This is a genomic window from Streptomyces sp. NBC_01707 (assembly GCF_041438805.1).
Lineage (GTDB): Bacteria > Actinomycetota > Actinomycetes > Streptomycetales > Streptomycetaceae > Streptomyces.
Genome location: NZ_CP109190.1, coordinates 184870 through 211086 on the forward strand (window position 1 = coordinate 184870; position 26217 = coordinate 211086).

At 66.2% G+C, this 26217-nt stretch carries 18 protein-coding genes and 3 pseudogenes; 11 read left to right on the forward strand and 10 right to left on the reverse strand.

Translation table 11 applies throughout. The features are described from left to right. Positions 1–185 precede the first annotated feature (185 nt). Together OG963_RS00840 and OG963_RS00845 are read left to right on the forward strand one after the other, a co-directional pair. Positions 186–770, forward strand: a complete 585-nt coding sequence (locus OG963_RS00840; RefSeq protein ID WP_327425448.1) for a hypothetical protein — start codon at positions 186–188, stop codon at positions 768–770. Beyond that, positions 767–961, forward strand: coding sequence for a hypothetical protein (locus OG963_RS00845; RefSeq protein WP_327425449.1), 195 nt, complete (start codon positions 767–769; stop codon positions 959–961). Before OG963_RS00840 ends, OG963_RS00845 begins: the two co-directional genes overlap by 4 nt. Positions 962–1323: 362 nt before the next feature. Here the strand turns inward: OG963_RS00845 and OG963_RS00850 are convergent, their stop codons facing one another. Next, the gene (locus OG963_RS00850; protein ID WP_327425450.1) at positions 1324–1797 is read right to left on the reverse strand and encodes a hypothetical protein; all 474 of its coding nucleotides are present in this window, start codon (positions 1795–1797) and stop codon (positions 1324–1326) included. A 607-nt stretch (positions 1798–2404) separates the two neighbouring features. Here OG963_RS00850 and OG963_RS00855 point away from each other — a divergent pair. The 4 genes and pseudogenes from OG963_RS00855 to OG963_RS00870 form a co-directional block, all read left to right on the forward strand. Then, complete coding sequence (locus OG963_RS00855; RefSeq protein ID WP_327425451.1) at positions 2405–9505, forward strand: polymorphic toxin-type HINT domain-containing protein; 7101 nt, start codon at positions 2405–2407, stop codon at positions 9503–9505. A 22-nt stretch (positions 9506–9527) separates the two neighbouring features. Continuing rightward, entirely contained in the window at positions 9528–9968 is a 441-nt protein-coding gene (locus OG963_RS00860) for a hypothetical protein (protein ID WP_327425452.1), read from the forward strand. 410 nt (positions 9969–10378) lie between these two features. Then, a protein-coding gene (locus tag OG963_RS00865; RefSeq protein ID WP_327425453.1) for an IS3 family transposase occupies positions 10379–11631 on the forward strand; the annotation gives its coding sequence in 2 pieces (ribosomal slippage) (positions 10379–10658 and positions 10658–11631; 1254 coding nt in all). Positions 11632–11802: 171 nt separating this feature from the next. Beyond that, positions 11803–13131 (forward strand): annotated as a pseudogene (locus OG963_RS00870) (NF041680 family putative transposase); the annotation flags it as partial. A 230-nt stretch (positions 13132–13361) separates the two neighbouring features. Here the strand turns inward: OG963_RS00870 and OG963_RS00875 are convergent. After that, positions 13362–15191: a hypothetical protein gene (locus OG963_RS00875; protein ID WP_327425455.1), complete on the reverse strand. Its 1830-nt coding sequence runs from the start codon at positions 15189–15191 to the stop codon at positions 13362–13364. Further along, positions 15188–16021 (reverse strand): hypothetical protein, encoded by an 834-nt coding sequence (locus OG963_RS00880; RefSeq protein ID WP_371798154.1) that lies wholly within the window; start codon positions 16019–16021, stop codon positions 15188–15190. Before OG963_RS00880 ends, OG963_RS00875 begins: the two co-directional genes overlap by 4 nt. A gap of 168 nt (positions 16022–16189) precedes the next feature. On the opposite strand from OG963_RS00880, the gene OG963_RS00885 reads away from it, so the two are divergent. Further along, the gene (locus tag OG963_RS00885) at positions 16190–16507 is read left to right on the forward strand and encodes a helix-turn-helix transcriptional regulator (protein WP_327425457.1); all 318 of its coding nucleotides are present in this window, start codon (positions 16190–16192) and stop codon (positions 16505–16507) included. Positions 16508–16703: 196 nt separating this feature from the next. On the opposite strand, the gene OG963_RS00890 is transcribed toward OG963_RS00885, so the two are convergent. Then, on the reverse strand, positions 16704–17246 hold the full coding sequence (locus OG963_RS00890) for a hypothetical protein (RefSeq protein WP_327425458.1): 543 nt from the start codon (positions 17244–17246) through the stop codon (positions 16704–16706). Positions 17247–17434: 188 nt separating this feature from the next. Between OG963_RS00890 and OG963_RS00895 the strand changes: the two genes are divergently transcribed. Then, on the forward strand, positions 17435–18319 hold the full coding sequence (locus OG963_RS00895; protein WP_327425459.1) for a barstar family protein: 885 nt from the start codon (positions 17435–17437) through the stop codon (positions 18317–18319). 45 nt (positions 18320–18364) lie between these two features. Beyond that, complete coding sequence (locus tag OG963_RS00900; protein WP_327425460.1) at positions 18365–19177, forward strand: DUF4253 domain-containing protein; 813 nt, start codon at positions 18365–18367, stop codon at positions 19175–19177. Between the two features lie 98 nt (positions 19178–19275). On the opposite strand, the gene OG963_RS00905 is transcribed toward OG963_RS00900, so the two are convergent. The 4 genes and pseudogenes from OG963_RS00905 to OG963_RS00920 form a co-directional block, all read right to left on the reverse strand. Then, complete coding sequence (locus OG963_RS00905) at positions 19276–20589, reverse strand: HEAT repeat domain-containing protein (RefSeq protein ID WP_327425461.1); 1314 nt, start codon at positions 20587–20589, stop codon at positions 19276–19278. Positions 20590–20775: 186 nt separating this feature from the next. Next, complete coding sequence (locus tag OG963_RS00910) at positions 20776–21219, reverse strand: hypothetical protein (protein WP_327425462.1); 444 nt, start codon at positions 21217–21219, stop codon at positions 20776–20778. Between the two features lie 224 nt (positions 21220–21443). Continuing rightward, positions 21444–21932, reverse strand: coding sequence for a DUF4265 domain-containing protein (locus tag OG963_RS00915; RefSeq protein WP_327425463.1), 489 nt, complete (start codon positions 21930–21932; stop codon positions 21444–21446). 415 nt (positions 21933–22347) lie between these two features. Then, positions 22348–23325: pseudogene (locus OG963_RS00920) on the reverse strand (IS481 family transposase); the annotation flags it as partial. Positions 23326–23538: 213 nt separating this feature from the next. On the opposite strand from OG963_RS00920, the pseudogene OG963_RS00925 reads away from it, so the two are divergent. Continuing rightward, positions 23539–23713: pseudogene (locus tag OG963_RS00925) on the forward strand (IS5/IS1182 family transposase); the annotation flags it as partial. On the opposite strand, the gene gndA reads toward OG963_RS00925, so the two are convergent. Further along, on the reverse strand, positions 23680–25113 hold the full coding sequence (gene gndA / locus OG963_RS00930) for an NADP-dependent phosphogluconate dehydrogenase (RefSeq protein ID WP_371798155.1): 1434 nt from the start codon (positions 25111–25113) through the stop codon (positions 23680–23682). The pseudogene OG963_RS00925 and the gene gndA overlap by 34 nt on opposite strands. Before the next feature lie 78 nt (positions 25114–25191). Between gndA and OG963_RS00935 the strand changes: the two genes are divergently transcribed. After that, positions 25192–25383: a hypothetical protein gene (locus tag OG963_RS00935; RefSeq protein ID WP_327419825.1), complete on the forward strand. Its 192-nt coding sequence runs from the start codon at positions 25192–25194 to the stop codon at positions 25381–25383. 39 nt (positions 25384–25422) lie between these two features. Here the strand turns inward: OG963_RS00935 and OG963_RS00940 are convergent, their stop codons facing one another. Continuing rightward, on the reverse strand, positions 25423–26169 hold the full coding sequence (locus OG963_RS00940) for an SDR family oxidoreductase (protein ID WP_327424968.1): 747 nt from the start codon (positions 26167–26169) through the stop codon (positions 25423–25425). Between the last annotated feature and the right edge of the window lie 48 nt (positions 26170–26217).

The window sequence follows — 26217 nt, forward strand, 5'->3', positions numbered from 1 at the left end:
GGAGCCGCCGGCGCAGTCGGATCCGGGCCCAGTGGCCCACGCGTCTGCCCGGTATCCGCTTCTGCGCCCGCGGCACACTCACCTACGGCGCACATGCCCCCCTCAAGACCGGCGGCACCGCCGCCACCCGAGCCGCAGCACGACTCGCCCTGGATCAACTCGGCCGTGGCATCACCGAGCGCCACATGCCCGAACAGCTCGCCACAGCTCAGGAACGCCTCACACTCGCCGCGGCGCACTGGCACACCCCCGAAGACACTCCTGGCCTCTGGCTCAAGGCGCACGTCACCCTGATACTCACCGAGCAAGACGTGGACCGGTCCCAGAGGTACCAAGACGCCTTACGCGAGGTGACGCTACAGCTCGCGCAGGATCACGAACGCCGAGAACGGTTCAGACAAGCGGTCTTGGACACGCCGGACGCTACGCGCATCTGGTGGCTCGACCGTCACCTGGACGATCTGGACTCCCTCGACTGGGCCGTCTTCAAGGAGAAGATCCTCCCACTGGTCGGCGCAGCCGACGACATACAGTCCAAGGCCGAGCGCATCGCCCAAACTCTCCTGTACGTCTGGGAGAAATTGGGCGACAACCCAGGCCAGCATGCACGCTTCATCACCACAATGCGTACCGTCCTTGGGCAAATGGGATGGAGCGACGCGGTTGCCTTTCCGGGGCCGGTCGAGCCATCAGCCGCTCATTCGCCGGAAAGCGTCCGCGTTGACGGGAGAGAGCCACGTCCAGTCGGTGAGGCGGGCGACGCCCGATGAAGCTATCCACCTTGCGCTGGCTGCTCGACCCGGCAACCAGCCTACTGGCCTTGCGGCTTCATGCCCGAGAACGCGGGCGTATCTCCTACGACGCGGCTTGGCGGCTGGCCCGAGTGACACGCCATCCCGACGAAATGGTGTACCGACACCACGGGCATCTCGTCGAAAACTCCCGCGACGAACACCGCTGACCAAAGGAGATGGAAGCGGCACACAAGGGAGCATCTACTCGCGCCTTATGCAGAAGGCTCGAGCCGGACGTGACCGCCTCAGGGCACTGGGTCGCGTCCGGCTGCAGCCGCCTCGGCGTGCTGGCTTCCGGCGGTCTCCTGCGGTCGAGGTAGACGAAGCACGTGACGCCAGCCCAGAGCAAGGATCGGCAGGAGAGAGCCATGCGGCACCTTCCAGAACGTGATCCTGACCGCCGGACGGTAGCACCCGCTCGTTCCACACCTCGATGTGGTTCCTGGTCACGTGGTGCTCGAGAGACATGGAGCCATCAGATCACCACCAGTTCCTGGCGGACATGGCGATCCGTAAGAAACCGGCTAGCTCACTTGCGCTCGAGCGCGGACCGCACGGCCTCGGTATCCGTGCCCTCGGTGTCGACGAGGTTGACCGCCTGATCGACGAGCCACGCACCCTGTTCCCCAGGAACAAGCCGCAGCGCGGTGTGAGAGGTCCTGCCGAGTGCCGCAGTACCGGTCTCCAAGGTCACCCGCAGCCCGAATCCCGCCGGGTGCGGACCGAAGGCCGAGACCTCGACCGCCTCACCAGTGCTCACCCGCGCGTCCGAGTAGTCGCCGAGCCGGGGCGTACCAGTGATTTCGACGCACTCGGCGATAGTGTCCGCCCCCCAACTCTGCCGCAGGCGTTCGGTCCGGGCTTCGCAAGCGGCCTCCCAGTCCTGATCCACCGAAGCCTGCTGGAAGGCCCGCGCGGCCTCGATGGCGGCCGCCGCGCGCTCCTTACTCCCACCACCGCCGCCGGTACCGTCGCAACCGGCCAGCAGCAGGGTCACCGCCATCACGAGCACCCCAGCGGTAGGTCCCACCCGAGCAGCCACGCCTTGTCCCCCTCATCTCTCATCGGCTCTCCCCAGCGCCGTTCGGAGGATTACAACACAGGGCCGGAGTCGAGTGATCTGGACGAAGCGGCCTAGTGACCAGCATCCGCTCTGGCTGAGCAAGGCCCACCTCTTTCACATCTCGGGTTCGCGAACATCCAGGTCAGAAGCTGCTCCCCCATCCATCCAGGTTCTGCGGATCTCCCGTGCGAGGGCCGAAGCCCTCGCTCCTCGGCTCGCTGCCCGGTCGTCGCGGCGTGGGTGGCAGTGAGGCTGTAGGCGGTCTAGAGCTTGCCTGCTGGACCGAATTCGACGGCGTCTTCTGGGAGCTCAACAGATGGCATATGAGGTAGATCACTCGTTGCGCCGGGAACCGTTTCCCGATCCCTCTTTTCACAGTGAGTTCACAGGAGATACGTTCCTGCTTCACTGATCGTTCGTCGGGTCTGACTGTTGGGTGCCGTGCTGGGAAAGTGCGGCAGGTCCTGCTGCCCCGTGGCCGATGGTTTCTTCATTGGACTGCCCTCCCGTTACGTTATGTCGTGGGGGCTTGGGGTGGGAGTTTCGGGTGGCTGCTCGGCGCGGGCGTGCGCGTTTTGTGTCGCTAAGTGTGGCTGGTGGTCTGCTGGCGGGGTTGTTGTCGGTGATGCCGGTGGCACCTCAGACGGCTGCGGCAGCGGATGATCCGACGCCGGTGGTGTCGTCGCAACCCTTGGGGTCGGTACCTGTTCAGCAGGCCGAGGAGGTCGGCACGCCGCTGCCCGCTCCCGACTGGCCTAGTGCGGCGGAAGCCACGGTTGACTTGTCGCAGGCGGCGCCGGGTGATCCGGGCACGGTGGCGCCCGCGCCGTCTCCATCCGAGAGCGCGGGTGGTGAGGGCTCCACACAGGTCGGGGAAGTGGTGGAAGTTGCCCCGGTACCGGCCGAGGAAGGGACGGCGCCACAGCTGTACGCCTCCCGCCTGGCGGATGAGGGCACCACATCGCCGAGCCCGAGCCCGAGTTCCTCAGAGGGTGCGGATCCCAGCGCGAGCCCGGACGACTCGGCGTCGCCTTCTGCCTCTGCACCTTCCGGCACCGCCGATCCGGTCATAGAGAGCGTGTCGCCGGATCAGGTGGATGTGCGGGTTCTGGACCGCAAGGAGGTGGCCCCGGCAGGCGGCATAGGTCTGGGGCTTCAGGTCCTGCGCGCCGATGGGGTGGATGCGGCTGGTCAGGTGCAGGTCGACATCGACTACTCGGGCTTCAAGTACGCCTATGGCGGTGACTTCGCCGACCGGCTGCGGCTGGTGAAGCTCCCGGCGTGTGCGCTGCAGACTCCGGATGCGCAGGACTGCGCGGCGCGGGAGTTCGTGCCGGCCGACAACGACACGAAAACGGGCACTCTGACCGCGACCGTGATCGCCGAGCCTGACGGGTCGGGCGTGTCCGCGCAGTTGGGGAGCGGTGCGGGCGCGAGTGTGTATGCGCTGACGTCGGCCTCGTCTTCGGACCAGGGCGACTACCGTGCCTCGACGCTCTCGCCGACCGGCTCGTGGGACGTGGCGACCGGATCGGGTGCCTTCACCTACAGCCTGCCCGTTCAGCTTCCCACTCCGCCCATGGGTGCAGCGCCGCCGCTGGCGATGACGTACAACTCGCAGTCGGTTGACGGGCGCACTTCGGCTTCCAACAACCAGGCGTCCTGGGTGGGCATGGGCTGGGACCTGAGCGTCGGGTTCATCGAGCGGCGCTACCGCAACTGCACGCAGGACGGGCTGCCCACGATCGGCGACATGTGCTGGGACTCCCCGAATTCCACCAAGGAGCCTTCCGGTGCGGTCTATGTCATCAATCTCAACGGCGTGTCCTCGGAACTGATCCAGGACAACACCGGCACCGGTTCCTACCACGTCAAGGACGACCCGGGCTGGCGGGTTCAGCGCTTGTTCGGCGGCTACGGCGCCGGGCGGGACGGCGAGTATTGGGTGATTTCCTCCCAGGACGGGCACCGCTACTACTTCGGCTGGGGCCGCTCGGAGCGCACCACGACCGCAACCGCCTCCGTGTTCACCATGCCGGTGGTCGGCAACGATGTGGGTGAGCCGTGCCATGACCAGTTCCCCGATCCGTGCACGCAGGCATGGCGGTGGAACCTGGACCGGGCGGTGGACGCCAACGAGGTCGAGACCATGTACTTCTACGACAAGGAGTACAACCACTACCGCTCGGTCGCCGGAACCGACCAGGCCCGCTCGTATGTCTCCTCCGGCTATGTGAAGGAGATCCAGTACGGCTGGTCGTCGCAGATCGCCGACGCCAAGCTGCCTGCCAAGGTTGAGCTCACTCACGTCAACCGGTGTATCGAGCGGATGAATGACAAGGACCCGCTGCGCAGCGAGCCCGCGGGGTGTCCGACGTTCAAGGACAAGCCGACCTCGTATCCGGATGTGCCGATCGACTTGATGTGTGACGGCACGTCGGCGGACTACGACTGCGCGGGAAAGACGTACTACCCCACGTTCTTCTCCACCGACATGCTCTGGGACATCAAGACGTATGTCTCCGACCAGGCGGGGACCGGCTGGGATCTGGTGCAGCAGTACCAGACCAAGCACGGCCTGCCCAACCCCGACGGGTCGGTCGGCAAGACGCTGTGGCTGGACTACGTGCAGCGCCGGACCTACGGTAACGGCACCAACCAGATCCTGCCGGTCATCAACTTCAACGGCATCGATCTGGACAACAAGGTCGGCTCGACCGAGATCAACTTCCGCCGCCTCAGCGAGATCCACGGTGATCTCGGTGCCACCACCACCGTCACCTACGGCCTGGCCAACCCCTGCACCACCGACAATCTGCCCACGCAGTCCTCGAACACGATGGACTGTTACTGGCAGAAGTGGACCCCGGAGGGGGCGACAGACTCCAAGACCGGCTGGTTCAAGAAGTTCCTGGTCACCAAGGTGGTCGTCGACCCGACGGTGACCACCAACCAGGACGGCGCGCCGGAAATGACCACCTCCTACCTCTACGAGGACGGGGCGGGCTGGCGCTTCACCAACGACCCGCTCACCGCGGATGAGGACGAGTCCTGGTCGGACTGGCGCGGCTACCAGGAGACCCAGGTCATCACCGGATCCGGCGCAGGCCGGAGCACGATGAAGTACTGGCTGTACCGGGGCCTGGACGGCGACCGCAGCTCCAAGACCGACACGTCGGCGACGAAGACCGTGACGGTCAACGACGGCGATGGCAACGACTACGCCGACCACGCCTGGCTCGCCGGCAAGGTCCTGTCCACCTCGCTGCGTGATGACACCGACGTCTCGCACGAGCGGACGTACCACTCCTACTGGGACCACAACACCGCCCAGTACGACGGCCTGCCCGATGCCCGCTTCGTCCGCGAGTCCAAGACGACGACGCGCACCCTGATCTCCACCGGCTGGCGCGAGCACGTGGTGGAGGACGAGTACGACGAATCCGAAGGCGCCTCCACCACCTACGGGCTGCCCATGCGCACCGACGACTGGGGTGCGACCGGAGTCTCCGACAACCGCTGCACCACATACGGGCGGGCCTACAACACCGACGTCTACGACTCCACCGGCGCCCAACGCTGGACCGTCCTTCAGGACCAGGTCAAGCATTACGGGGTGGGCTGCTCCAGCATCGCCGACGGCAACCAGGACGGCTACACCACGACGTACTACGACGGCTCCACGTCGGTGGCCGACAACAAGCCCGCGGACGGCAACCCCACCGAGGTGCACACCTACACCAAGGCTGACGCCTATCGCACGGTGAAGTCGCACTACGACAACGCCGGGCGCACCGTGTGGAGTGAGGACGGCAAGTCCAACCGCACCACTATCGCCTACAACCCGCCCAACACCTGGCCGCTCGACGGCATCACCACCACCACGCCAGACCCCGACGGCACCATAGGGGTCCGCGTCCCGCTCACCTCGACGGTGTGGCTGTCCCGCTTCTGGGGAAGTGCTTACCAGACCCAGGACCCGAACGGGAACCTCACCAAGATCACCTTGGATTCAGCGGGCCGGCCGGTTGAGGTATGGAAGCCGACAGAGACCGGCAGCTCGCCGTCGATGAAGTTCACCTACACCATCCCCACGTCGACCAACGGCTCCGGGGTGCCTGACTCGGTGGACGGCTACCCGCACGTGGCCAGCTACCAACTGCAGTCCGGCAGCACCTACGTGGCCTCCCACTCCTACACCGACGGCCTGGGGCGGGGACGGGAGACGCAGTCTCCGCTGCCCGACGACTACGACGCGAATGGCACCGAACAGGTGCACTACCGGCAGGTGGCGGTCGTCCGCTACGACTCCGCAGGGCAGGTCGCCGGCACCTCCGCGGCCTTCCGTAACAAGGGCACCGCAGGATCCGGCGGCCCCACCAGCCCCCTGGTGTCCGAACTGCCGTCCTACAACGACGTGATCGTCGACTGGGCCGGACGCACCGTCGTCTCCCAACTGCAGGCGTATGGGGCCCAGAAGCTGGAGGGGAAGGTCGCCACCAGCTACTTCGGCGACTACACCAAGGTCACCCCTGCCGTCGGCACCCCGATTGAGACCTACACGGACGTGTACGGACAGGTGTCCCAGGTCGTCGAGCACGACAGCAGCAGCGCCTACACCACGACCTACGGCTACACCGGCACCGGCGACCTGGACAAGATCACCGACACGCGAGGCAACAACACCCTCTACACCTACGACTGGGCCGGCCAGCGCACCGCGGTCGACGACCCGGACGCCGGGAAGTCCACCACGACCTACGACAACAACGGCCAGGTCGAAACGGTCACCAGCAACATTGCCACGGACACCAGCAACAACCCCAAGACGGTCTTGACCTACGGCTACGACAACCTGGGCCGTCAGACCTCCGTGGTCAGCGGCGCGGACCAGCTGGCCGCCTGGACCTGGGACGACCCCCAGGTCCCCAGCAGCAAGGGACACATCACTCAGAGCGTCAGCCGCGACAGCGACGGCAACACCTACACCGTCAAGTCCGGCGGATTCGACAAACGCGGCCGCCCCACGACCAGCACCGTCACCCTCCCGTCGAATGTGAACGGCCTCGCGGGCAGCTACACCACCACGGTCGGCTACGACGCGGCCGACCACATCACCTCCACCACCTACCCCCCTGCGGGCGGTCTCAACGCGGAAACGGTCACCACCGCGTACGACGACTACGGGCAGCCCAACCGCCTCACGTCCACCCTGGGCAGCAGCGTCTACGTGGACGGCACCGCCTACGACGCTTACGGGCGTCTCATCGAGCGCAACTACGGCCCGGAGATCGGCGGCACCGGCGTCCACGCCCAACGCAGCTACGGCTACAACGACAGCAACGGCACCCGCTGGCTGCAGTCCATCTCGACCACCACCAGCGTCAACGAGCTCGTCACCGAGCAGCAGAAGGACACGTACAAGTACGACCTGTCCGGCAAGCTCACCGAGCTGCGCGAGCAGGCCAGTGGCCAGATAACCCAGTCACAGTGCTTCAAGTACGACCCCCAGAATCGTCTGACCAACGCCTTCACCCGCAACAGCGAAGGCATCTGCGACACGGGCAACACCTCTGACTTCATCGGAACAGCGCCGTACCAGGCCGCGTACACCTACGACCGCATGGGCAACCTGCAGTCCACCACCAACACCGACGCGACGGGCAAGGTCACCAAGGACGACCACCTCTACCCCGGCTACGACGACGCGGGCACCTGGACAACCCCCAACACCGAGCAGCCCCACGGCGTCCGCAAGACCAACCACATCACCAATGGCACCACCACCACCGACAACTTCACCTATGACGCCGACGGGCAGATGACCCGACGCGTCGAACCCGGCACCACCACCGACTACACCTGGACCAAACAGGGACAGCTCGCCACGGTCAAGGCCACCAAATCCAGCGGCAGCGAACTGACCCGCTACACCTACGACGCCGACGGCAACCTCCTGGTCCGCACCAGCCCCCAGGAGACGGTCGCCTACCTCGGCGGCACAGAACTCCGCACCACCGACGGCACCACCGCCACCGCCACCGCCACCCGCTACTACACCTGCGGCGGGGCCGCCGTCGCCATGCGCACCACCGCCCCCGACGGTGGCAAAGTCACCTACCTGATGGCCGACACCCAGGCATCAACGCAGCTCGCCGTCGACGCCAAGACCGGGACCACCACCCGCCGCCGCTACACACCCTTCGGTAACGAACGCAGCGGCAGCCTCCCCGTCGGCACCGACCACGGATTCCTCGGTGAAACCGAAGACACCGCCACCGGCCTCTCCCTCCTCGGTGCCCGCGCCTACGACCCCAAACTCGGCCGGTTCCTCAGCCCCGACCTCATCAGCGCCCCCTACGACCCACAAAACCTCTCCGCCTTCAGCTACAGCCACAACGACCCCATCAACTTCAGCGACCCGTCCGGCCTCTCCGAGATGTGCGGAGCACACGGAGCCTGCTACACAGGTGGAACTCCGGGAGGCCTTACCCCCGCGCAGGTCGAGAAGGAATTTCCTGGTGGTGAGCCGCTAACGCACGATCTCGGGGACGGCGCACCCGATGGATTTCCGACATCTCACGACGTGAAGCTGTTCACTGGTCCGGCGGGCAATGTCTCGACACTGATTAAGCAGGCAAAGGGATGGGGTACCTATTCTGCTGAACTCAGCGACGAGCTGAACGTTGAGCTGTATCTTCGCGAGCGTTGCAGCTACAGCTTTGTGGACGGGTGCGCAGAGTTCCGGAAATTCTACGACGGCTGGAAGCATGTCGACAGCATTCCAACCCTTGATACCTGCCCCATCTGCGGCAACGTAGGATTCGACGTAATCCTTAGCAGAATAACCGGCGGCAAAGGAACTTCGAGGCCTTGCCTCAACAGCTTCCTCCCGGATACGGAGATTCGCACAGCGGATGGCCGGAATATATCTATCAAGGACATCAAGGCCGGGGATAAAGTCCTGGCGACGAACCCAGAAACCGGCAAATCAGAGTCGCGAACAGTCCTCGCCACCATCATCACGAAGAACGACAAGGACTTCACTGAGCTGACCATCGCCACCAGTCACGGCGACGCAGAAATCATTGCCACCGACCATCACCCCTTCTGGTCGCCGTCCGAGCATGCTTGGGTAGACACCGCGGACCTACGCACTGGCATGACCCTGCGCACTGACGCCGGCACACATGTCACCGTCCACGCGACGCGCTCCTTCCACGAGATGAAGGAAACCCGCAACCTCACCGTAGACGGCCTGCACACGTACTATGTACTCGCTGGGCAGACGCCGGTTCTGGTTCATAACAGTGGAGGATGCCTTCCTGCTCTCCGGGGCTGGGGCAGTCAGCGGTTCCAGTTCGGGAATCAGGCCTTCTTGCTCGACAAGAAGGGAATGGAACACATCCTCACTCGTCATCACCCGAAGTATTGGGATGGCTCGGTGAAGAAAAAGCAGTCCTTCTTCGATTCGAGCATGAGTGTTGATGACGTCCGAGGCGCTATCGGTCAAGTCATGCGGCAGAACCGCGATACGCTGGTTCAGCGAGGCAGCCAAGGCATGTATCAGATTCGCGGGAACGTCAACGGCGTCAATTACGTACTCGGCATGAATAGAGGTCGAGTGGGCCAGTTCTATCCGGAATAAACATCATCGAAGGACCTGAGACGTGGTTGAGATTGAGACGTTCCTGAAGGACGCGGACGGCGGGTTCGTGCAGGTGGAAGCCTGCCGTACCCCGCCGCCCGACCTTGACTACATTGAGGGTGCCATTCGGCTTTCCGTTGATGGACTGGAAATCATCGGCACTGAAGAATGGGACTACGTTGACCAGCTCTGGTGTTATATCGCCGAGATGGTGACGAAAGTACAGTCGTCGGGTTACGCGGAGACGTACTTTCCGGATCAGCCGATCAAGCTCTCTTTTCGAGCCGCAGGGTCTCGCATCTTGGTGACCGCCAAGATTGATGAAGAAACGAAGACGGCAAATGCCTCATTTCCGGATTTCCTGGATGCTGTCAAAGTAGCTGGGATGATCTTCTTCAGGAAGATGTCCGAGCTTGTCCCTGCTAATTCGTATGCCGAGGCGCAGCAGGAGCTGTCAGTTTGAACATGCCAGAGGCCCCGCCGGGAATTCTTGAATCCGGCGAGGCCTCTGCTCTGAGGCTGGCACGACGGAGAGGGCGGTGAAGTGCCGGGTGAGCGTGGTTCCTTCGATCGGGGCACCGTTGGGCCGGGTGAACACGTAGCCGCTGTTCTGCCAGCTTTCGCCTGCCGCTTCGCGTTCCTCGAGTTGTCGGCTGCGGTGCTGTTCGATAGCGCCGGCACGGTGTGGGCAGTGCGAACCGCCGGTCCGAGCTTTGCGTCTTCGTCGGTAGGGCAGTCAGGCCGCTGCTGTTGGCGCACTGGAGGGTGCGGCGGATGCTAGCGGTTCCGCCGACCAGGTTTCTTCCCAGCGCAGGTCGAGGAGTGAACCGTTCCGGGTTCGGTAGGGACTCGATCATTTGAGAGGATCGAGTCATGGCACGTCCTTCCCAGTACCCGCTTGAGCTGCGCCGTCGTGCGGTGCGGATGGTCGCCGAGGTGCGGCCCGACTACGACACCGAGTGGGCGGCGATGAAAGCGGTCGCCGCGAAGCTCGGCATCGGCACGACCGAGACACTGCGGAAGTGGGTGCGGCAGGACCAAGTCGATGCCGGTGCCCGGCCGGGCACGACGACAGAGGAGTCCGCGCAGGTCAAGGCGATGAAGAAGGAGATCGCCGAGCTGAAGCGGGCGAACGAGATCCTGAAGGCCGCGGCGAGTTTCTTCGCGGCCGAGCTCGACCGGCCACACACACGCTCGTGAACTTCATCGACGAGCACCGGGACCGCTTCGGCGGAGTCGAGCCGATCTGCCGTGTTCTGACCGAGCACGAATGCAAGATTGCCCCTTCCACCTACTACGCCCACCACAAGCGCCGGGCGGCACCGTCGGCCAGGACCGTGCGGGACGCCGAGCTGAAGGAACGGATCAGCGAGGTCTTCGCGGCCAACTACCGTGTCTACGGGGCACGGAAGATCTGGCGTGAGCTCAACCGGCAGGGCCACGCGGTGGCCCGCTGCACCGTCGAACGCCTCATGCGCGAGCTGGGCATCGCCGGTGTGGTCCGCGGCACGAAGGTGATCACCACGCTGCCCGGCGGGCAGGCCGGGAGGGCGCCGGACCTGGTGGACCGCGACTTCGTCGCCGACTCCCCGAACCGGTGCTGGGTCGCGGACTTCACCCACGTGAAGACCTGGGCCGGTGTCGTCTACGTCGCGTTCGTCGTGGACACCTTCTCCCGCCGCATCGTCGGCTGGTCCGCGGCCACCGTGAAGGAAACGGTGTTCGTCCTGGACGCACTGGAGATGGCAATCTGGCAACGCGACCGCGAACAACACCCCATCCAGCCAGGCGAGTTGATCCATCACAGCGATGCCGGGTCGCAGTACACCAGTTTCCGGCTCGCCGAGCATCTGGACACCGCCGGCATCGCCGCCTCGATCGGATCCGTCGGCGACGCGTATGACAATGCCCTGATGGAGAGCACGATCGGCCTGTTCAAGACCGAGCTGATCAAGCCCCGACGCCCCTGGAAGACACTGTCCGACGTCGAGCTCGCCACCGCCGAGTACGTCGACTGGTACAACCACCGACGACTCCATGGCGAGATAGGCCACGTCCCACCCGTCGAATACGAAGCCCTGCACTACCTGGCAACCACAAAACCGCAGGTCACACACAACGTCTGAGATCTCTACCGAACCCGGAACGGTTCACCTAACTTGATCTTTAACCTCAAGCGTCGAACGATGTGTCGCACTTGATCACTCGGTGCGGTAACCGGAGTACGCCGAAGCGGCCTTCGGCTGAGCATGTGATCCGACCAAGGAACACACAAGCTCAGCACGAAGACCGTGGGGATGAGTCTGTTGCATCAAGCTGCCGGGCAGGATCCGTTTGCGGAACTGTCACGCTTCCGGGGTGAGTTCTACTCCTGTCTGACCAGGCGTGCGGATGCGCTGTTCGAGCTGACGGACGCCGTGTTGTGTGCGGATGGTCCGGTCCGGTCGCTGGTGGAGCTATCGCTGGTGGGCGAACACCGTCGCGGGCACGGTGGGCTCTACGACGCACTGGCCGCGGGCGAGGTCGATGTCAGCAGGCTGCGGCGGGCCCTGGCTGCGGTGCCTCTGCCGCGGGCGGCGGACGGCCGACTGGTCCTGGCCGCCGACATCACCTGCTGGCTGCGACCGAGCGCGCACACCTCACCGCAGCGGATCCTGTGCCACACCTACGGGCGGGGCAAGGATCAGCACATTCCTGTTCCCGGCTGGCCGTACTCGGTGATCTGCGCGCTGGAAACGGGCCGCAGTTCATGGACGGCGCCGCTGGACGCACTGCGTCTGGCCCCGGGAGATGATGCTGCCACCGTCACGTCCGGGCAGATGCGTGAACTCGTCGAGCGGCTGATGGCAGCCGGGCAGTGGAAAGACGGCGATCCGGACGTTCTGATCGTGGTGGACGCCGGATATGACGTGCCCCGACTGGCCTTCCTGCTGAAGGATCTGCCGGTGCAGGTGCTGGGCCGGATGCGCTCGGACCGTGTCCTGCGCCGCACAGTCTCGCCCCGCGAGCCCGGAACCCGGGGCCGTCCACCCCGCCACGGCGCCGAGTTCGTCTTCGGCGACCCCGCCACCTGGGACACCCCCGACGCGCAGACACTGACCGAGACCCGTCTCTACGGCACCGCCACCGCACGGGCTTGGGACCGGCTCCACCCGAGACTGACCCACCGATCCGCCTGGACTGCCCAACTGGGCGCCCTGCCGGTGATCAAAGGCACCGTAATCCGCCTGCAGGTCGAGCACCTGCCCAGCGGCGCGACACCGAAGCCGGTGTGGCTGTGGTGGTCGGGCACCAACGCCACCACAGCCGACGTCGACCGTCTGTGGCAGGCGTTCCTGCGGCGCTTCGACATCGAGCACACCTTCCGGCTGTTCAAGCAGACCCTGGGCTGGACCTGCCCGAAGATCCGCACCCCCGAAGCAGCCGACCGCTGGACCTGGCTGATCCTCGCCGTATTCACCCAACTCCGGCTCGCCCGCCCGCTGGCGGCCGACCTCCGACGGCCATGGGAGAAACCGAGCCCGCCCGACAGGCTCACTCCCGCCCGCGTCCGCCGCGATTTCCGGCACCTCCGCCCGAAGGCGGCCTGTCCTGCCGGAGCACCGAAATCCTCCCGCCCCGGCCCACGACAGTTCTTGAGTAGCTCTCAAGAATCGTCTCGAGATCCCGTTCAGCCGAAAGGCTGGGCGGGATCTCGGCGTTTGTGGTGTGTGTTCGAGGTGATGTCCGAACGTGGACGGGGCCTCGGGTGGTCGCCTGGCGGAGGATCGGCCTGGGGTTCGGGGTGGTTCGGGTGCGTGAGGGGCGTCGGAGCCGCCGCTGGGCGTGCTTGAGCTCGTCGTGTGGTGCCGGGGCTTCAGGTGCTCGTGCGGACCATCGTCGGCGGCTGGGGTGGGGAGAGCCCATTCGCGGTGATGGAGGCTGGAACTGTTTCCGTGAGCTCCGCGATCACAGAGACAAGATCCCCGTTGGCTGCGGTGCCGGTGGTCTGGTCCCAGCTGAAGAGCATCTGCAGGTTGGCGCTGCAGACCATCAGGGCGAGGAGGATGGTCTGCGCGACGCGGCCGTGGGCGAGCCGCTTGCTGGGGTCGGCGATGTTGATGCCGTGGCTCTTGAGCCTTCCGTTCGCCCCTTCGATGTTCGCCCGTTCGGGCCGGTAGGCGTCCTGCCAGCTGGGGTGGAGGTAGTGCCGGTCCTGGCGGAACTTGTCACGCTTGCCCAGGTCGCCGGGCCGGACCGTGATCGTCGGCTTCTGGCAGATCCGCGGCAGTTCCTGCTTGGGCAGGGCTCGCAGGCGTTCGGCCTGGGGGATCGGCACGGTCGGCTTGGCCGCGGTGTGTGCGGCGGTGGCCCGCCGGTTGGTGAGGTCCACGGTGGCAGGCCGCGGTGCGGGGATCTGGTGGACCTGGTTGAAGCGGGGACAGGCCACCGCGGGCGACGGTCCGCTGGCCGGGCACTGGAGCCGGATCGCCCCGCGCTCGTCTGCGGACTCCTTGAGGCGCAGGTAGTACGGCTCGCGGGCGGCGATCTGCTCGCGGAGCACGGTGTCGTCGTCGATGCCGCGTACGGCCTTGTCGCTGAGGTCGAAGGTCGCCTGGGCGAGGGCGGTGGGCATGGCGGGGCAGGCGAGGGATCCGTCGACGAGCAGGGCGCCTTCGTGAGTGCCCTGGATGCCCCGGTTCTCTCGCTTGTAGTCGAGGACGAGCTGGTAGCCGAGGCGTCTTGCGGGCTGGGCGAAGTGTGTGGAGACCTGGTCGGTGTAGGCGCGGTCGGAGGCCAGGATCCCGGTGGGGAAGCCGAACGGGGCCAGGGCGGTCAGGGCGTGGATCGCGTTCGGGCCGATCCGCTTGCCGGGGCTGTCCAGGACAAGGCCGAGCACGAGCTGCGGGTGCCGGCTGACGCGCTCTCCGGCTTGAGGGTGGCCGACTGGGTGCCTGCGGCTGGCGGCGACGAGGAGCGTGGCGGAGTGCCCGAAGATCCCTTCGTCGGAGCCGCCGCAGTAGTGCCAGCCGGCGGTGATCTCGACGGACGCGAGACCGCGATGCTCGCTGGGCTCGTGGTGCCAGGCGGGAACCGGGGTGGTGCCGACGCCGATATCGCCCCGCCAGCCCTTGAACAGGCCCCGGCGGTGAGCGAGGCGGACCGTGACCAGGACCAGGCGGTCACTGATCTCCTGCAGCACAGCCCGGCGGCGCACTCGTTCGGCATCGGTGTCCTCCCAGGCGGAGGCCACGACCGTGGCCTCGTCGGCGGGCAGCCGACTGCGGCGGTCACAGCGGAAGGGGTCCAGAGCGGTGGTCAGCCGGTCGAAGGACCGGTAGACACACCGTGTGAACGCGTGCCGTCCGTGGGCGTCGAGCGAGTCGGGATCCGGAACCCCCAGCCAGCCCCGGGCAGGGGCCCGCAGCTCGTCCAGGAGAACCCGGCAGACATCCGCGAGGCTCGCGCTGCGGTGGTAGTGCAGAGACAGCAGCAGCCCCACCAGCACGGTCCGCACCGGCAGACCCTTCGGCCCGGGACGCCTTGCCAGCTCGACGTCGACCAGCTCGAGCACACCCGTTCCGTGCAGGAGAGCGTCGAGCTGGCCGACCTTCGAGTCCGGGATCTCGAACGGCGCGTCGGTGACCGGCCGTGGCCGGCACTTCCTGATCTTCTCCGGACTCCGCCAGGCCCGGGGCTTGCTCACCTCTCAGGTCCGCGTAGGAGCCGTGCGGCGGTGGCGTCATCGATGGGAGGGACGAGGTGCTGCCAGCGTGCCAGCGACGCAGCCGAGGCGAGCCCAGCCGCCTGCGCGATCAGATTGTGATCGATGTGGGCCCGCATCAGCTCAACGATCCACGTCGCCCGCAACCGGCCCACCGACACCGCCGGCAGGCTGTCCGGCGGCCGGTGGCTGAGAGACCAGGAGCCGATCAGGTTCTTCGCGTACTCGGTGGTCCGACGCGGGCGGAACAAGTACCCTCGCCCGGCCTGGTCTGCCAGTTCTCCCAAGACGGTGTCCCAGGCGGCGCGGGCGACGAGCGGAACCAGGCGGTCGACGGCGGTGTGCAAGAGCGGGCCGTTCCCACGCAGACGCTGCAGATCGGCGCCCCGGCTCGCCGCTACCTCCTTCGGCATGAGGCCGAGACCGGCCCCCAGGCCCATCAGCGCGAGCGCATCAGTCTTCTGCTGGCGGGGCAGATGAGCGGCCCAGTGCCGAAGACCCGCCAACTCGGCTGCCGTATAGGGCTGATACGTGTTCGCCTCGGCATGCATCCGGGCCGGAGCAGCCTCCCCGCGCTCACTCCACGCCAGCGCATCCCGAACCCTCAGCAACCAGGTCCGATACGTCCGCACCGACGACCCTTCGATGTCGCCGGCGCGCGAGAGGACGAACGCGTCGATTACTTCGTTGCGCAACCACGCATCCGCAGACCGCTCCAGTCCGCTCGCTTCGGCCCACAGCGCCAGACGCCCGGTGACGTGCAGCAACCGCTCCACGTCGTAGGGGACCGCAGTCACGGTGGCGGCGACCACGGACCGCACCAACGGCGCGACCTCCACCCAGAGCGGGGGCGCCTCCCGGGGCCGGTACCGGGTGATCTTCGCGGACGTGTCGGGATCAAGGACCACGGTCCATGCATACCGGCTGGACAAGCAGCCATTCCACAGCTGATCAACTACAACAGACAAGGTGGTGCACGCATGGTCGGCGGACGCGCCCGCGCACGCTCCCCCCGGCAGTTCACCCAGGATCCGGAAGCCTGGCCCGAGCAGGTCATCGCCGATCCGGCCGCCGAAGCGGTCCGCCAGATCGCCCGAACCCTCGCCCAGGCCCTCGAGCGCCTCGGACTGAGCCTGCGGGCGGCCGCGGCCGGCTCTGGAGTCAACCGGCAGGCCATCGCCGACCTGCTGGCCGGACGGTCCTGGCCCGACGTGGCGACCATCGCCCGCCTGGCCCACTTCACCGGTTTCGCACTGTGGCCGGACAGTAGCAATATCGAACGGAACAGAACGCATTGAGCCTCGATCCGTGCCCGGAAACACCAAACAGCGAACGGGCATGACGAACTTCGTGGCTCCGGACGCCGAGCGGAGAATGCCTCTACTACGCTCGGACGTGCGGAAGCCACCCCTGCTGGGCGGTCACGCAATCCGGCACCGCCGAGCTGAACCCTCGGCGGTGCCACCCTTGGATGCCGCGCGCTCGCGGCATGGCTCACACCAGTACGGAACCTCCCTGCTCGTTCCTGGTGGCCGGGGCGATCGCGAACCAGCCAGTGGGGTCCTCTACGACCCGGCCTTCCCTGATCAGCGCCTTCAACCGGGACCGCGTCGTCTCCGTCCTTCGACCGTTCGAGGTATCCGAGATGTCCTCGCCGATCGCCGCGGCGATGTCCTGTGCCTTCATCGCCCGCCCGGCCCCTGCCAGCAGCACCAGCATTCGCTCACGGGCCACCGACAACTCCAGTGGCTTCGATGCGACCGACGGATCACGGGGATTGGTTACAACGCCGGGCGCCGCTCCGGGCACCGACCCATCCACGAGATCCCCGCCGTCACCTGGGCCCTGCCCTTGTGACTGAAGTTCGGCACCGTCATCGGCCTGGCCGGCATGGCCTGTTAGGGATAGCAGAGTCTCCCGTGTGATCGTCAGGTGGGCCAGCCGTTCCTCCGCCGTCGCGATCTTCTCGCGAAGTGAAGACAACTCCCCGCGGACGATGGCTTCTTCTGTGTCCAGACGCTCGAAGAGCGACGTCATCGCAGCCCTGCCTTCACCCAGCCGGCATCGGGGCCTCGCGGCACTGGAAGCCCCAGCCAAACGTAGGGCGAGCCGCAACAAGATCGCAGAGGGTGACCGCAGATGCTCCCAAACGACCGCCCTCGCCCGCCTCGGGTCCGCACCCCTGCGCTGAAAGACCACTCCTGCCCGCCCCGTAGGCTCACCCCATGCCGATCGAGGACAGCCCGCAGAACACCGTCAAGCATTGGCAGGACTGCACGGACGTGTACGACTTCCTCGAGCAGATCCGCCTCCGCCCCAGCATGTCGCTGCCGGGTCACTCACTGCGTCATCTGGAAGCGCTCCTCACCGGCTACCGCGTCGCACTGGGCGTGCACGCGATCGACGAGCCCTTCGCTTTCTGGCCCGAAGAGCGTTTCACGCAATGGCTCCACGAGAGCCGCGGGACATCCAGTTCACTCAGCTGGGCTGCCGAAATCGAACGCACCACGCCTGCCGACTCCAACCCGGTCGAGGAGTTCTTCCGACTGCTGGACGATTACCGCCGCCACGTCGCCTCGAAGCCAACGCCGAGAACGTCAAAGGCCGGCTTCCCCGGCATCGAGTACATGGGCAACACGTTCGTCACCCTCTTCTGGCGCCAGCGACTTCTCAACCAGGCTGTGCAGCGTCTCGAAGACCGTGATTTCCGCGTTGTCCGGCTGTCAGCAGGCCAATGGAGCACAGAGCAGGACATGCACCGTGCCATCGCCGCGGCCCTGCAGTTCCCCGACTACTACGGCCACAACCTTGACGCGCTCAACGACTGCCTCGGTGACGTGGCCTGCTACGGCGGCTACGACGACTCAGCGGAAGGCGCTGGACTGGTCCTCGCCTTCACCGACTACGACCGATTCGCAGGTGCCTGCCCCCGGGCCGCACAAGTCGTACTCGACATCATCGCCGACCGAGCCCGACGGGCGGCCGTACTTCAGCGCCGGCTGATCTGCCTGGTCCACAGCAACGACCCCGACATTCAATTCGACCCGGTCGGCGCCATGCCCGTCATGTGGAACAGCGATGAATGGCTGGACTCCAACCGCCGAGGTTAAGCCGACGATCGCGAGCATGTCAGAGCCCACGGCTAGCATCCGCCTGTGAACCCTGAGCTGCTATCGACCATCGCTGTCCCCCTCCCGCCCGGACGGTTGATCACGTCCGATGAAGGTGACGGAGGCGCCCAAGCCCTGTGGCTGAGTGACGGCGCCGTATCCGCAGAGTTGTGGACGCGGATCCGCGACGAGCATCCCCGCTCAGGCGTCTGGCCCCTGCTTCTCGACTCGCGCGACCCTGAAGACAGCGACTTCCGTCCCTGGGGCACCGGCGAGCTCTTCCCCGAGCAGATGTCATCACCCGACGACCACGACCCGGCCGAGCTGCTCGAGAAGTGGTGGGCGGCGTACACCGCGATCGACGAAGACGACGACATGCTGTCGCCCGCCAAACGGCTGGCCATCACGGCCCCCTTCGGACAGACCTGGCCGGGCCTCGCACCCGGCCGTGAAGACACGACGGACTCCAGCCGGCTGGCCGCCGAGTACGCAGACCACTTCGTCCTGAGTCGGCCGCAGTCACGCTTGGGCTTGGTCGCCGCGCCTTCCGGTGCCGACGCTCTCGCCCTCGTCGGCTGGGACGGGCCTGCCAACTGGGACAACGACACCGCCACGTTCTCCGCCGTTGTGAGCGATTGGGAACAACGCTTCGGAGTATGCGTAGTCGCCGTTGGATCCGACACACTCCACCTGAGCGTCGCCACACCCCCGACGAGCCGGGAAGACGCCCTGCTCGTCGCGGCCGAACACTTCGCCTTCTGTCCCGACAACATCTGGCAGGGCCCCCGACCTCAGACCCTGGAGGCGTACGCCGAGCGACTCATCGACACGCACTGCTGGGAATTCTGGTGGGACTGAGCCTGGCCCGTCGGGAAACGATCACCCGATAGTTGGGAAGCGATCTTCAAGGCACACGGTGTTCACGGGCACTCGCCTGCGATGCCACGTCATTTCGATCACCGTCTGAGTGCTCCGGGCGGTGTGCCCAGGCGGTGGCCGTACTCGGTCAGAGCGAGTTTCCCGGTGCCCCGGGTCGGTGTCGAGGCATCGATGGACAGGGGGTTCAGTCCCAAGGCGCCGGCCAGGTTGGGCGCGAGGTCGAGGAGCTCCCACATCCAACCGTCGGCGTCTTCCTCGGTGTCCACCTGGTCGGCTGCCAGAGCGGGGAGCCCCAGCTCGGCGCGCCGCTGCTGCTCGTACGCAAGAGGTTCTCCCAGTTCCAGGTGCTGCACGTCCTCGTCAGGGAAGTAGCCGAAGCGGCGGACAACGACGCCATCCTCGGCGGCCAGGACCGCCGAGCCGTCCTGCGAGGCGCTCCACCAGTAGGCCTGCGCGCGTCCGAAGCGGGTGCTGAGGCGTTCGCACGCTTCGAGGACCTCGTTCTGGCGTTCGGTGGCGCTGGGATCGCACCAGGAACCGACCACCAACGTCCAGCCGGCGAGCTCAGGAGTAACGAACACCCTGCGGTACACATCGAGTGGATCGGCGTCGAGGTCGCCATGACTGTCGATGTCCGCGGCATACACGCCGACGGAGAACGGGACCAGACGCGGCTGCGACAGCCCGAGCATCTCCATCACACCCGCCTGGTCCCCGGTAGGCACCGCGATCCAGGAGAGGAAGCAGCAGGAGAGCGGAACCGGCGTGTCGCCGGCGATTTCGATCCTGGCCAGCCGTTCCAGTGCCGCGATGTCACGGGCACCGATCACCGCCTCGCCGCCGATCTCTGCCAAGGCTTCCAGAGCGCCCGCGCGCGCCGCCCCCGGACCGTCGAGGCGGACCGCCTGGAGCAGCGGCACCACGGCGGTTCCCCACGACGAGAACGCCTGAACCGCCGCCTGCCTGACCTTTGCGTCCCGGTCACCCAGCAATGGCAGCACATGTCGCGCGGCAGACGGCACGTCGCTGCTCCAGCGGCTGATCGCTGTCACAGCCGCGCGCCGCAGGGTTGGATCCTCAAGCAGGAGGGCGTCAACGTAGCCGTCCAGTTCCGCCGCCCCGAATCCGGCGAACGCCCGCAACAGTCGATGAGGCGCTTCTCCCGGTGGCAAGGTTTCCAGGGCGCCGAGCACCGCCTCGAACGCCTCTGTGCCCATGCGGCGCAAGACAGCCAGCAGGACGGGCTCGCTCACGGGCGAGCCGGAATCCTGCAGTTGCCCGATCAGTACGGGCAGGACCTCGGCGCCCAGATCAGCTACGGCAGTGGCGGCCGCATCCCGTTCTGTCACGTCATCGGCCCCGAGAGCGAGAACCAGTTCGAGTGTGGTCACGAGCGCACGCTAGCCGACGGCACCGACAGGGCAGCTCCAGCAGCTCGTGAGGAACGGCTGTGTGTGGGGGGGCTCCCCCTACGCATCATCGCGAACGGCTCTGTTCGGGGAGCCACAGCCCAAGCCAGCGCGTCCCGGAGCCTGCAGCAGCAGACGCTTCGTGGTGGCAAGAAGTGCCCCTTCAGGTCAATCCAGGGGACGTGCTGCCGGCAGCCATTCGACTTCGTCGTCGCCGCGTCGGAGATCTCCCCTGAACGTCAGCGCCTCACGCCCGATGCCCAACGCATCGAGCAGGATGTCGATGGCTGCTTCGTCGTCGTCCGTTTCGTTGATGACGGACACGATGGTGTCGGTCATCGGGCTGTACTCCATGCGGTGGAGCGCAAAGTGCACGCCACGGATCTGGATCATCGCGACATCGACGGGGCTCAGTTCCTCCCAGCCCCGCTCGGTCGTCAGCTTCAACCGGCCCGCCACGGCGTCCAGCGACGGTGCAAGGCCCGCCACCACACGGAATAGACCCGAGATGTACCACCACATGCTGGTCTGCCAAGCAGGGTTCGGATTCGCACACGCCGAGACCGGTGCATCCAGCCAGCCGGCTTCCGGGCCAGGCACATCAAAGTTCAAGATCTTCCCCCACTTTTGACCGCACCCTACTCGGGCCGCCCAGCCGACCACGCAGGGGCCTTCCCTTAGAAGTGGGTGCAGCACCCCTTCCCTAACGCCGCACTCCAGGATCTGCGCCGACTGCACCTGAGGGGCAGCAGGTGCCACAACCAGCACGACGTGCCGGTCGCATAGCCGACCTCTGTGCACACGTCCACGAAGGTCGCACGGGTCGCACAGCCCGGTCATGTCGCAGCTAGGTCTCTCCATGCAGTCGTGATGCATCCTTCCTCCCAATGCCACCATTCCTTCGCCTCGCCGTGCTCCAACAGCTCGCGGATTCGGGGTAGGTCCGCATCTTTCGGGACATCCAAAGCGACCATTTGGTAGCGCTCGATCCCCTCACCGGTCGTACCGAGGCGGTGGAAGATCTTCAGGACGCTCTCACGAGCAGAGGCCGAGCCGCCGTCCTTCAGTACGATCAGCCGAATCGTGCAGTTTCCCGAGGCGCGGACCGTTTCCCCGGCCCAACGGACACCTTCCCCATCGGGCTCCACCTGGATGATGTCGCCGCTGGCGACTCCGCGTACGAACCAGGGGGTGTTGTCCAACCGCACCGTGCCGTCGCCGAGGTCCACAGCCCACAGGCTCTCGACGCTCGCAGGAGGCCAGCCGTCCTCGCCTATGTCCATCCGGAAGTGGACCTTCACATGGTCGCCACTGATGCTCGTCACCGCACCATCTTCGTCGCTGCACCGCAGTCGCCCACTTTTCATCTCTGCTTCCGTGGGGGAAGGCTCGCGTGGGCTCTCCAGAACTCAGGGTCCCGTGGTCCGGCGAGCCACGAGATGAACCGGCCTGCCACAGTCTCGAAAGCGTCAGCCAGCGAAGTCGTTCCGACGACAGTCCGTTCCACGGGGTCTACGTAGTGAGCGTTATGGTCCGCCTCGCACCAGCAGGCCACGCTGATGGCTGACCAGACATTGAGAAGGCCCTCCTTGGTCCACTCCACGTCGAGTGAGACCTCAAGCCAGTCACCCCCTGCGTCGTAGAGGGAGACCTCAGCCAACAGGATCTCCGGTGTGCCGGCCGCAGAGCGTCCCGGGAATGTGACGTGCTGCGGGAACCACTCCCAGACCTGGAACTTCTGTATTGATCCGGAGCGTTGTTGACGCGGCTGATCGGTGGTTTGCCGCCGAGTGCGGTGTGGCAGCGGTGGTGGTTGTAGGTGTGGAGGAAGTCTGCCAGGGCCGCGGTGCGTTCGGTGTTGGTGGTGTAGGGCCGCAGGTAGGCCCATTCCTCCAGCAGGGTGCGGTTGAAGCGTTCGACCTTGCCGTTTGTCTGTGGCCGGTAGGGGCGGATGCGTTTGTGGGCTATGCCGGCTGAGGTGAGGGTCTGGGTGAACAGCTTGGACTTGTAGCAGGAGCCGTTGTCGGTCAGTACGCGTTCGACGGTGATGCCGTGACCGGTGAAGAACGCATGGGCGCGTTGCCAGAAGGCGATCGCGGTGTGCTGGCGTTCGTCGGGCAGCACCTCGCTGTAGGCGAGCCGGGAGTGGTCGTCGACGGCGGAGTGGATATAGCTGTAGCCGATCACCGGCTTGCAGCTCTTGCGCAGGTCGGTGGTGGCCTGCCGGTTCTGGTTGCCGGCTGTTCTGCCGACCGTGCGCCAGCCGCCGCCGTCAGGGATGTTGCCGAGTTTCTTGATGTCGACGTGCACCAGCTCGCCGGGGCGGCTGCGTTCGTAGCGGCGGATCGGCTCGCCGGTCGGCCGGTCCAGCCAGGCCAGACGATTCAGTCCGTGACGGGTCAGGATCCGGTGCACCGTGGAGGCGGGCAGCCCGAGGATCGGGCCGATCCGGGCCGGGCCGAGCTTGCGGGCCTGCCGCAGATCGCAGACAGCGGCTTCCGTCTCGGGGACCGTGCGATGCGGGGTCGTGTGCGGCCGGCTCGAGCGGTCGAACAACCCCGGATCGCCTTCCGTGCGCCACCGTCGCACCCACTTGTGTGCGGTCGCCCGCGAGATTCCCATCTCCTCGGCCACATGAGCGCCCGGGCGGCCGGAACGGACACGCTGGATCAACAGCCGCCTGCCATGAACAGTCAGCCGGGCATTACGGTGGGACACGAAGACCTCCGTGTGGTGCAGTCCTAGACAGCTCCACCACACCGGAGGTCTTCCCCTTTGATCAAGACCCTCGCGTCAACAACGCTCGTGATCAATACAACTAGTCGGTGGAGAGCAGATGACCGGGCAACCGTCATATCCGGTTCGGCGGGAGGCCGCGCGGAACAGGATCTGTCACGACAGGCACCTCACCGCACGGCCGGCCCAACCAGCTGGATCATGATGCACCGGCGCCTCGCCCGCAACTACCGAACCCGCCCACTCCGAGAGCCTGATCCACCTCGCGATGATCTCCAACCTCGCGAAACGAGCAACCGGACTACCGCTTCTTCGATCCGAACGTCTTCTCGAGACTCAGGAGACCAGCGTCTCAGGCCGGTCCGCGTGAGCCCAGTGGGTGTGGTGGACACCCTCTCGGTCCACACGCTGATAGGTGTGCGCCCCGAAGTAGTCGCGCTGCCCCTGCAGCAGCGCGGCCGGCAGGCGGTCGGCGCGCAGGGTGTCGTAGTAGGAGAGAGCGGCGGAGAACGCCGGTATGGGAATGCCCCGCCGGGTCGCCGAGGCCACCACCTCACGCCAGGGCACCTGCGCTGCTGTGATCTCCGCTGCGAAGCTCTCCTCGCTCAGCAGGCTGGCCAGCTCGGGGTCGGCGGCGTAGGCGGAGCGGATGCGGTCGAGGAAGGAGGCCTGGATGATGCAGCCGGCCCGCCAGATCTTCGCGACCGCACCGAGGTCGATGTCCCATCCGTATTCGGCGGCGGCATCCCGGATCATCTTCCAGCCCTGGTCATAGGCGATAATCTTGGACGCGTACAGGGCGTATTCGACCTGGGCAGCGAAGCGCTCGGCTTCGGTACGCGACAGCGCGGGAGTGGTTCCTCCGCCTAGGCTCCGGTAGACGTCACGCAACTGCTCCTGACCCGACGCCGCGCGGGCGAAGGCTGCCTGCGCGATCGTGGTGACCGGGGAGCCCAGATCGAGTGCGGTCTGTACGGTCCACCGGCCGGTGCCCTTCTGCCCGGCGGCGACGACGTCGACGAAGGGAAGGCCGGTGTCGGCGTCGGTGTGAGCCAGGACCTCGGCGGTGATCTCGATCAGATACGAGTTCAGGCGGCCCTGGTTCCAGCCGCGGAGGATCTCGGAGATCTCCGCAGGGGTGTAACCGGCGACCTGGCGCAGCAGGTCGTACGCCTCGGCGATGAGCTGCATGTCGGCGTACTCGATGCCGTTATGCACCATCTTCACGAAGTGACCGGCCCCGTCGGCGCCGATGTACGTGCTGCAGGCCTCGCCGTCCACCTTGGCGCTGATCTTCTCGAACATCTCGCCCAGCACGGCGTACGACTCCGGGGAGCCGCCCGGCATGACCGAGGGCCCGTTGAGTGCGCCCTCCTCACCGCCGGAGACGCCCGCGCCAACGAAGTGAAGGTCATGCTCACGCAAGGCGGCCTCACGCCGACGGGTGTCGGCGAAGTGCGCGTTGCCGCCGTCGATGATCATGTCGCCCTTCTCCAAGAGCGGGATCAGCTCATCGATGACGGCATCGGTGGCGGCGCCCGCCTGCACCATGATCATCACGCGTCGGGGACGCTCCAGGGCGGCGGCGAACTCCTCGATCGACTGGGCGGGCACGAAGGCTCCTTCGTGCCCGAACTCCTCGATCATGGAGCGGGTACGGGCCGCTGTGCGGTTGTGAACGGCGACGGTGTAGCCGTTGCGGGCGAAGTTCCGGGCCAAGTTGCGACCCATCACACCGAGGCCGGTGACGCCGATGTGCGCAAGTTCCATGTGAGCGTTTTCCGTTTCTGGATACGTCTGTGCGAGAAACCCGTCCCTCGCCCCCTTGGGGCGCAGGCCGGTAGGCGGGTGATCGCGAGTAAGATCGCCGGGACCCCCGGCCGGCCGGGTGGGAACCCGGCCCACGACGGCCACACCGAGGTGACCCAGACCTACGGCTGGACGGCGGTCACCCACCCGGCAGAGGTGTCCCGCCCGCCTGTTGTCTGCGCCGACGAGCTCGACGGGTCGTTGACCCGCCTGGCCGCGGGGGTGGCGTAGGGCAGGGTGCCCCTGTTGCCTGTAACACTGCTCCGTCTGTCAGAGCTGGGTTTCGCCGCCGTCCACAGCCAGCTCGATGCCGGTGGTGTACGTGGCGTCGAAGGCGAGGAACGCAGCCGCCTTGGCGAACTCCTCAACGGTGCCGTAGCGCTTCATGGGATTGCTCGAGGTCCGCTCCGCCCTGAAATCGTCGACGGCCTCCTTGGACAAGCCCATCGTTTCCAGGATCCCCGAGTCGATGGGACCCGGGCTGATCGCGTTGACACGTATCCCTCGCGGAAGCAGCTCGCGGGAGAAGGTGCGGGCCATCGAACGCAGCGCCGCCTTGCCGGCCGCGTAGACGCTGGTGTCCACCATGCCCATGACGTTGGCGATCGAGGTGGTGAGGACGACACCGGCGTTCGCGCTCAGCAGCGGGGCGAGCTTCTGCACGGAGAAGAAGGTCCCTTTGACGTTGATCGCGAACAGTTCGTCGTACATCTCCTCGGTCGTGGAGGCGAGGGGCGTGAGGGGCGAGATGCCGGCGTTGACGAAGAGGGCCTCGACCGAGCCGAGGTCGCTCTTCACCCGGTCGGCGAGCGTGTCCAGGTCGGCCAGTGAAGCCACATCGGCCCGGACGGCCACGGCATTCGTGCCGAGCCGCTCGCGCGCCGCATCGAGCTTGGCCTGCGACCGGCCGGTTATCACCACGCGGGCTCCGCCTTCTACCAGCAGCTCCGCCAGCGCGAGTCCCATGCCGCTGCTGCCACCCGTGATCACTGCATTCTTGTCGCTGTACTTACCCATGCCGAGGTTGCTCCGTTCCGTCGCCGAAAAATGTGGTGGCACGTCTGG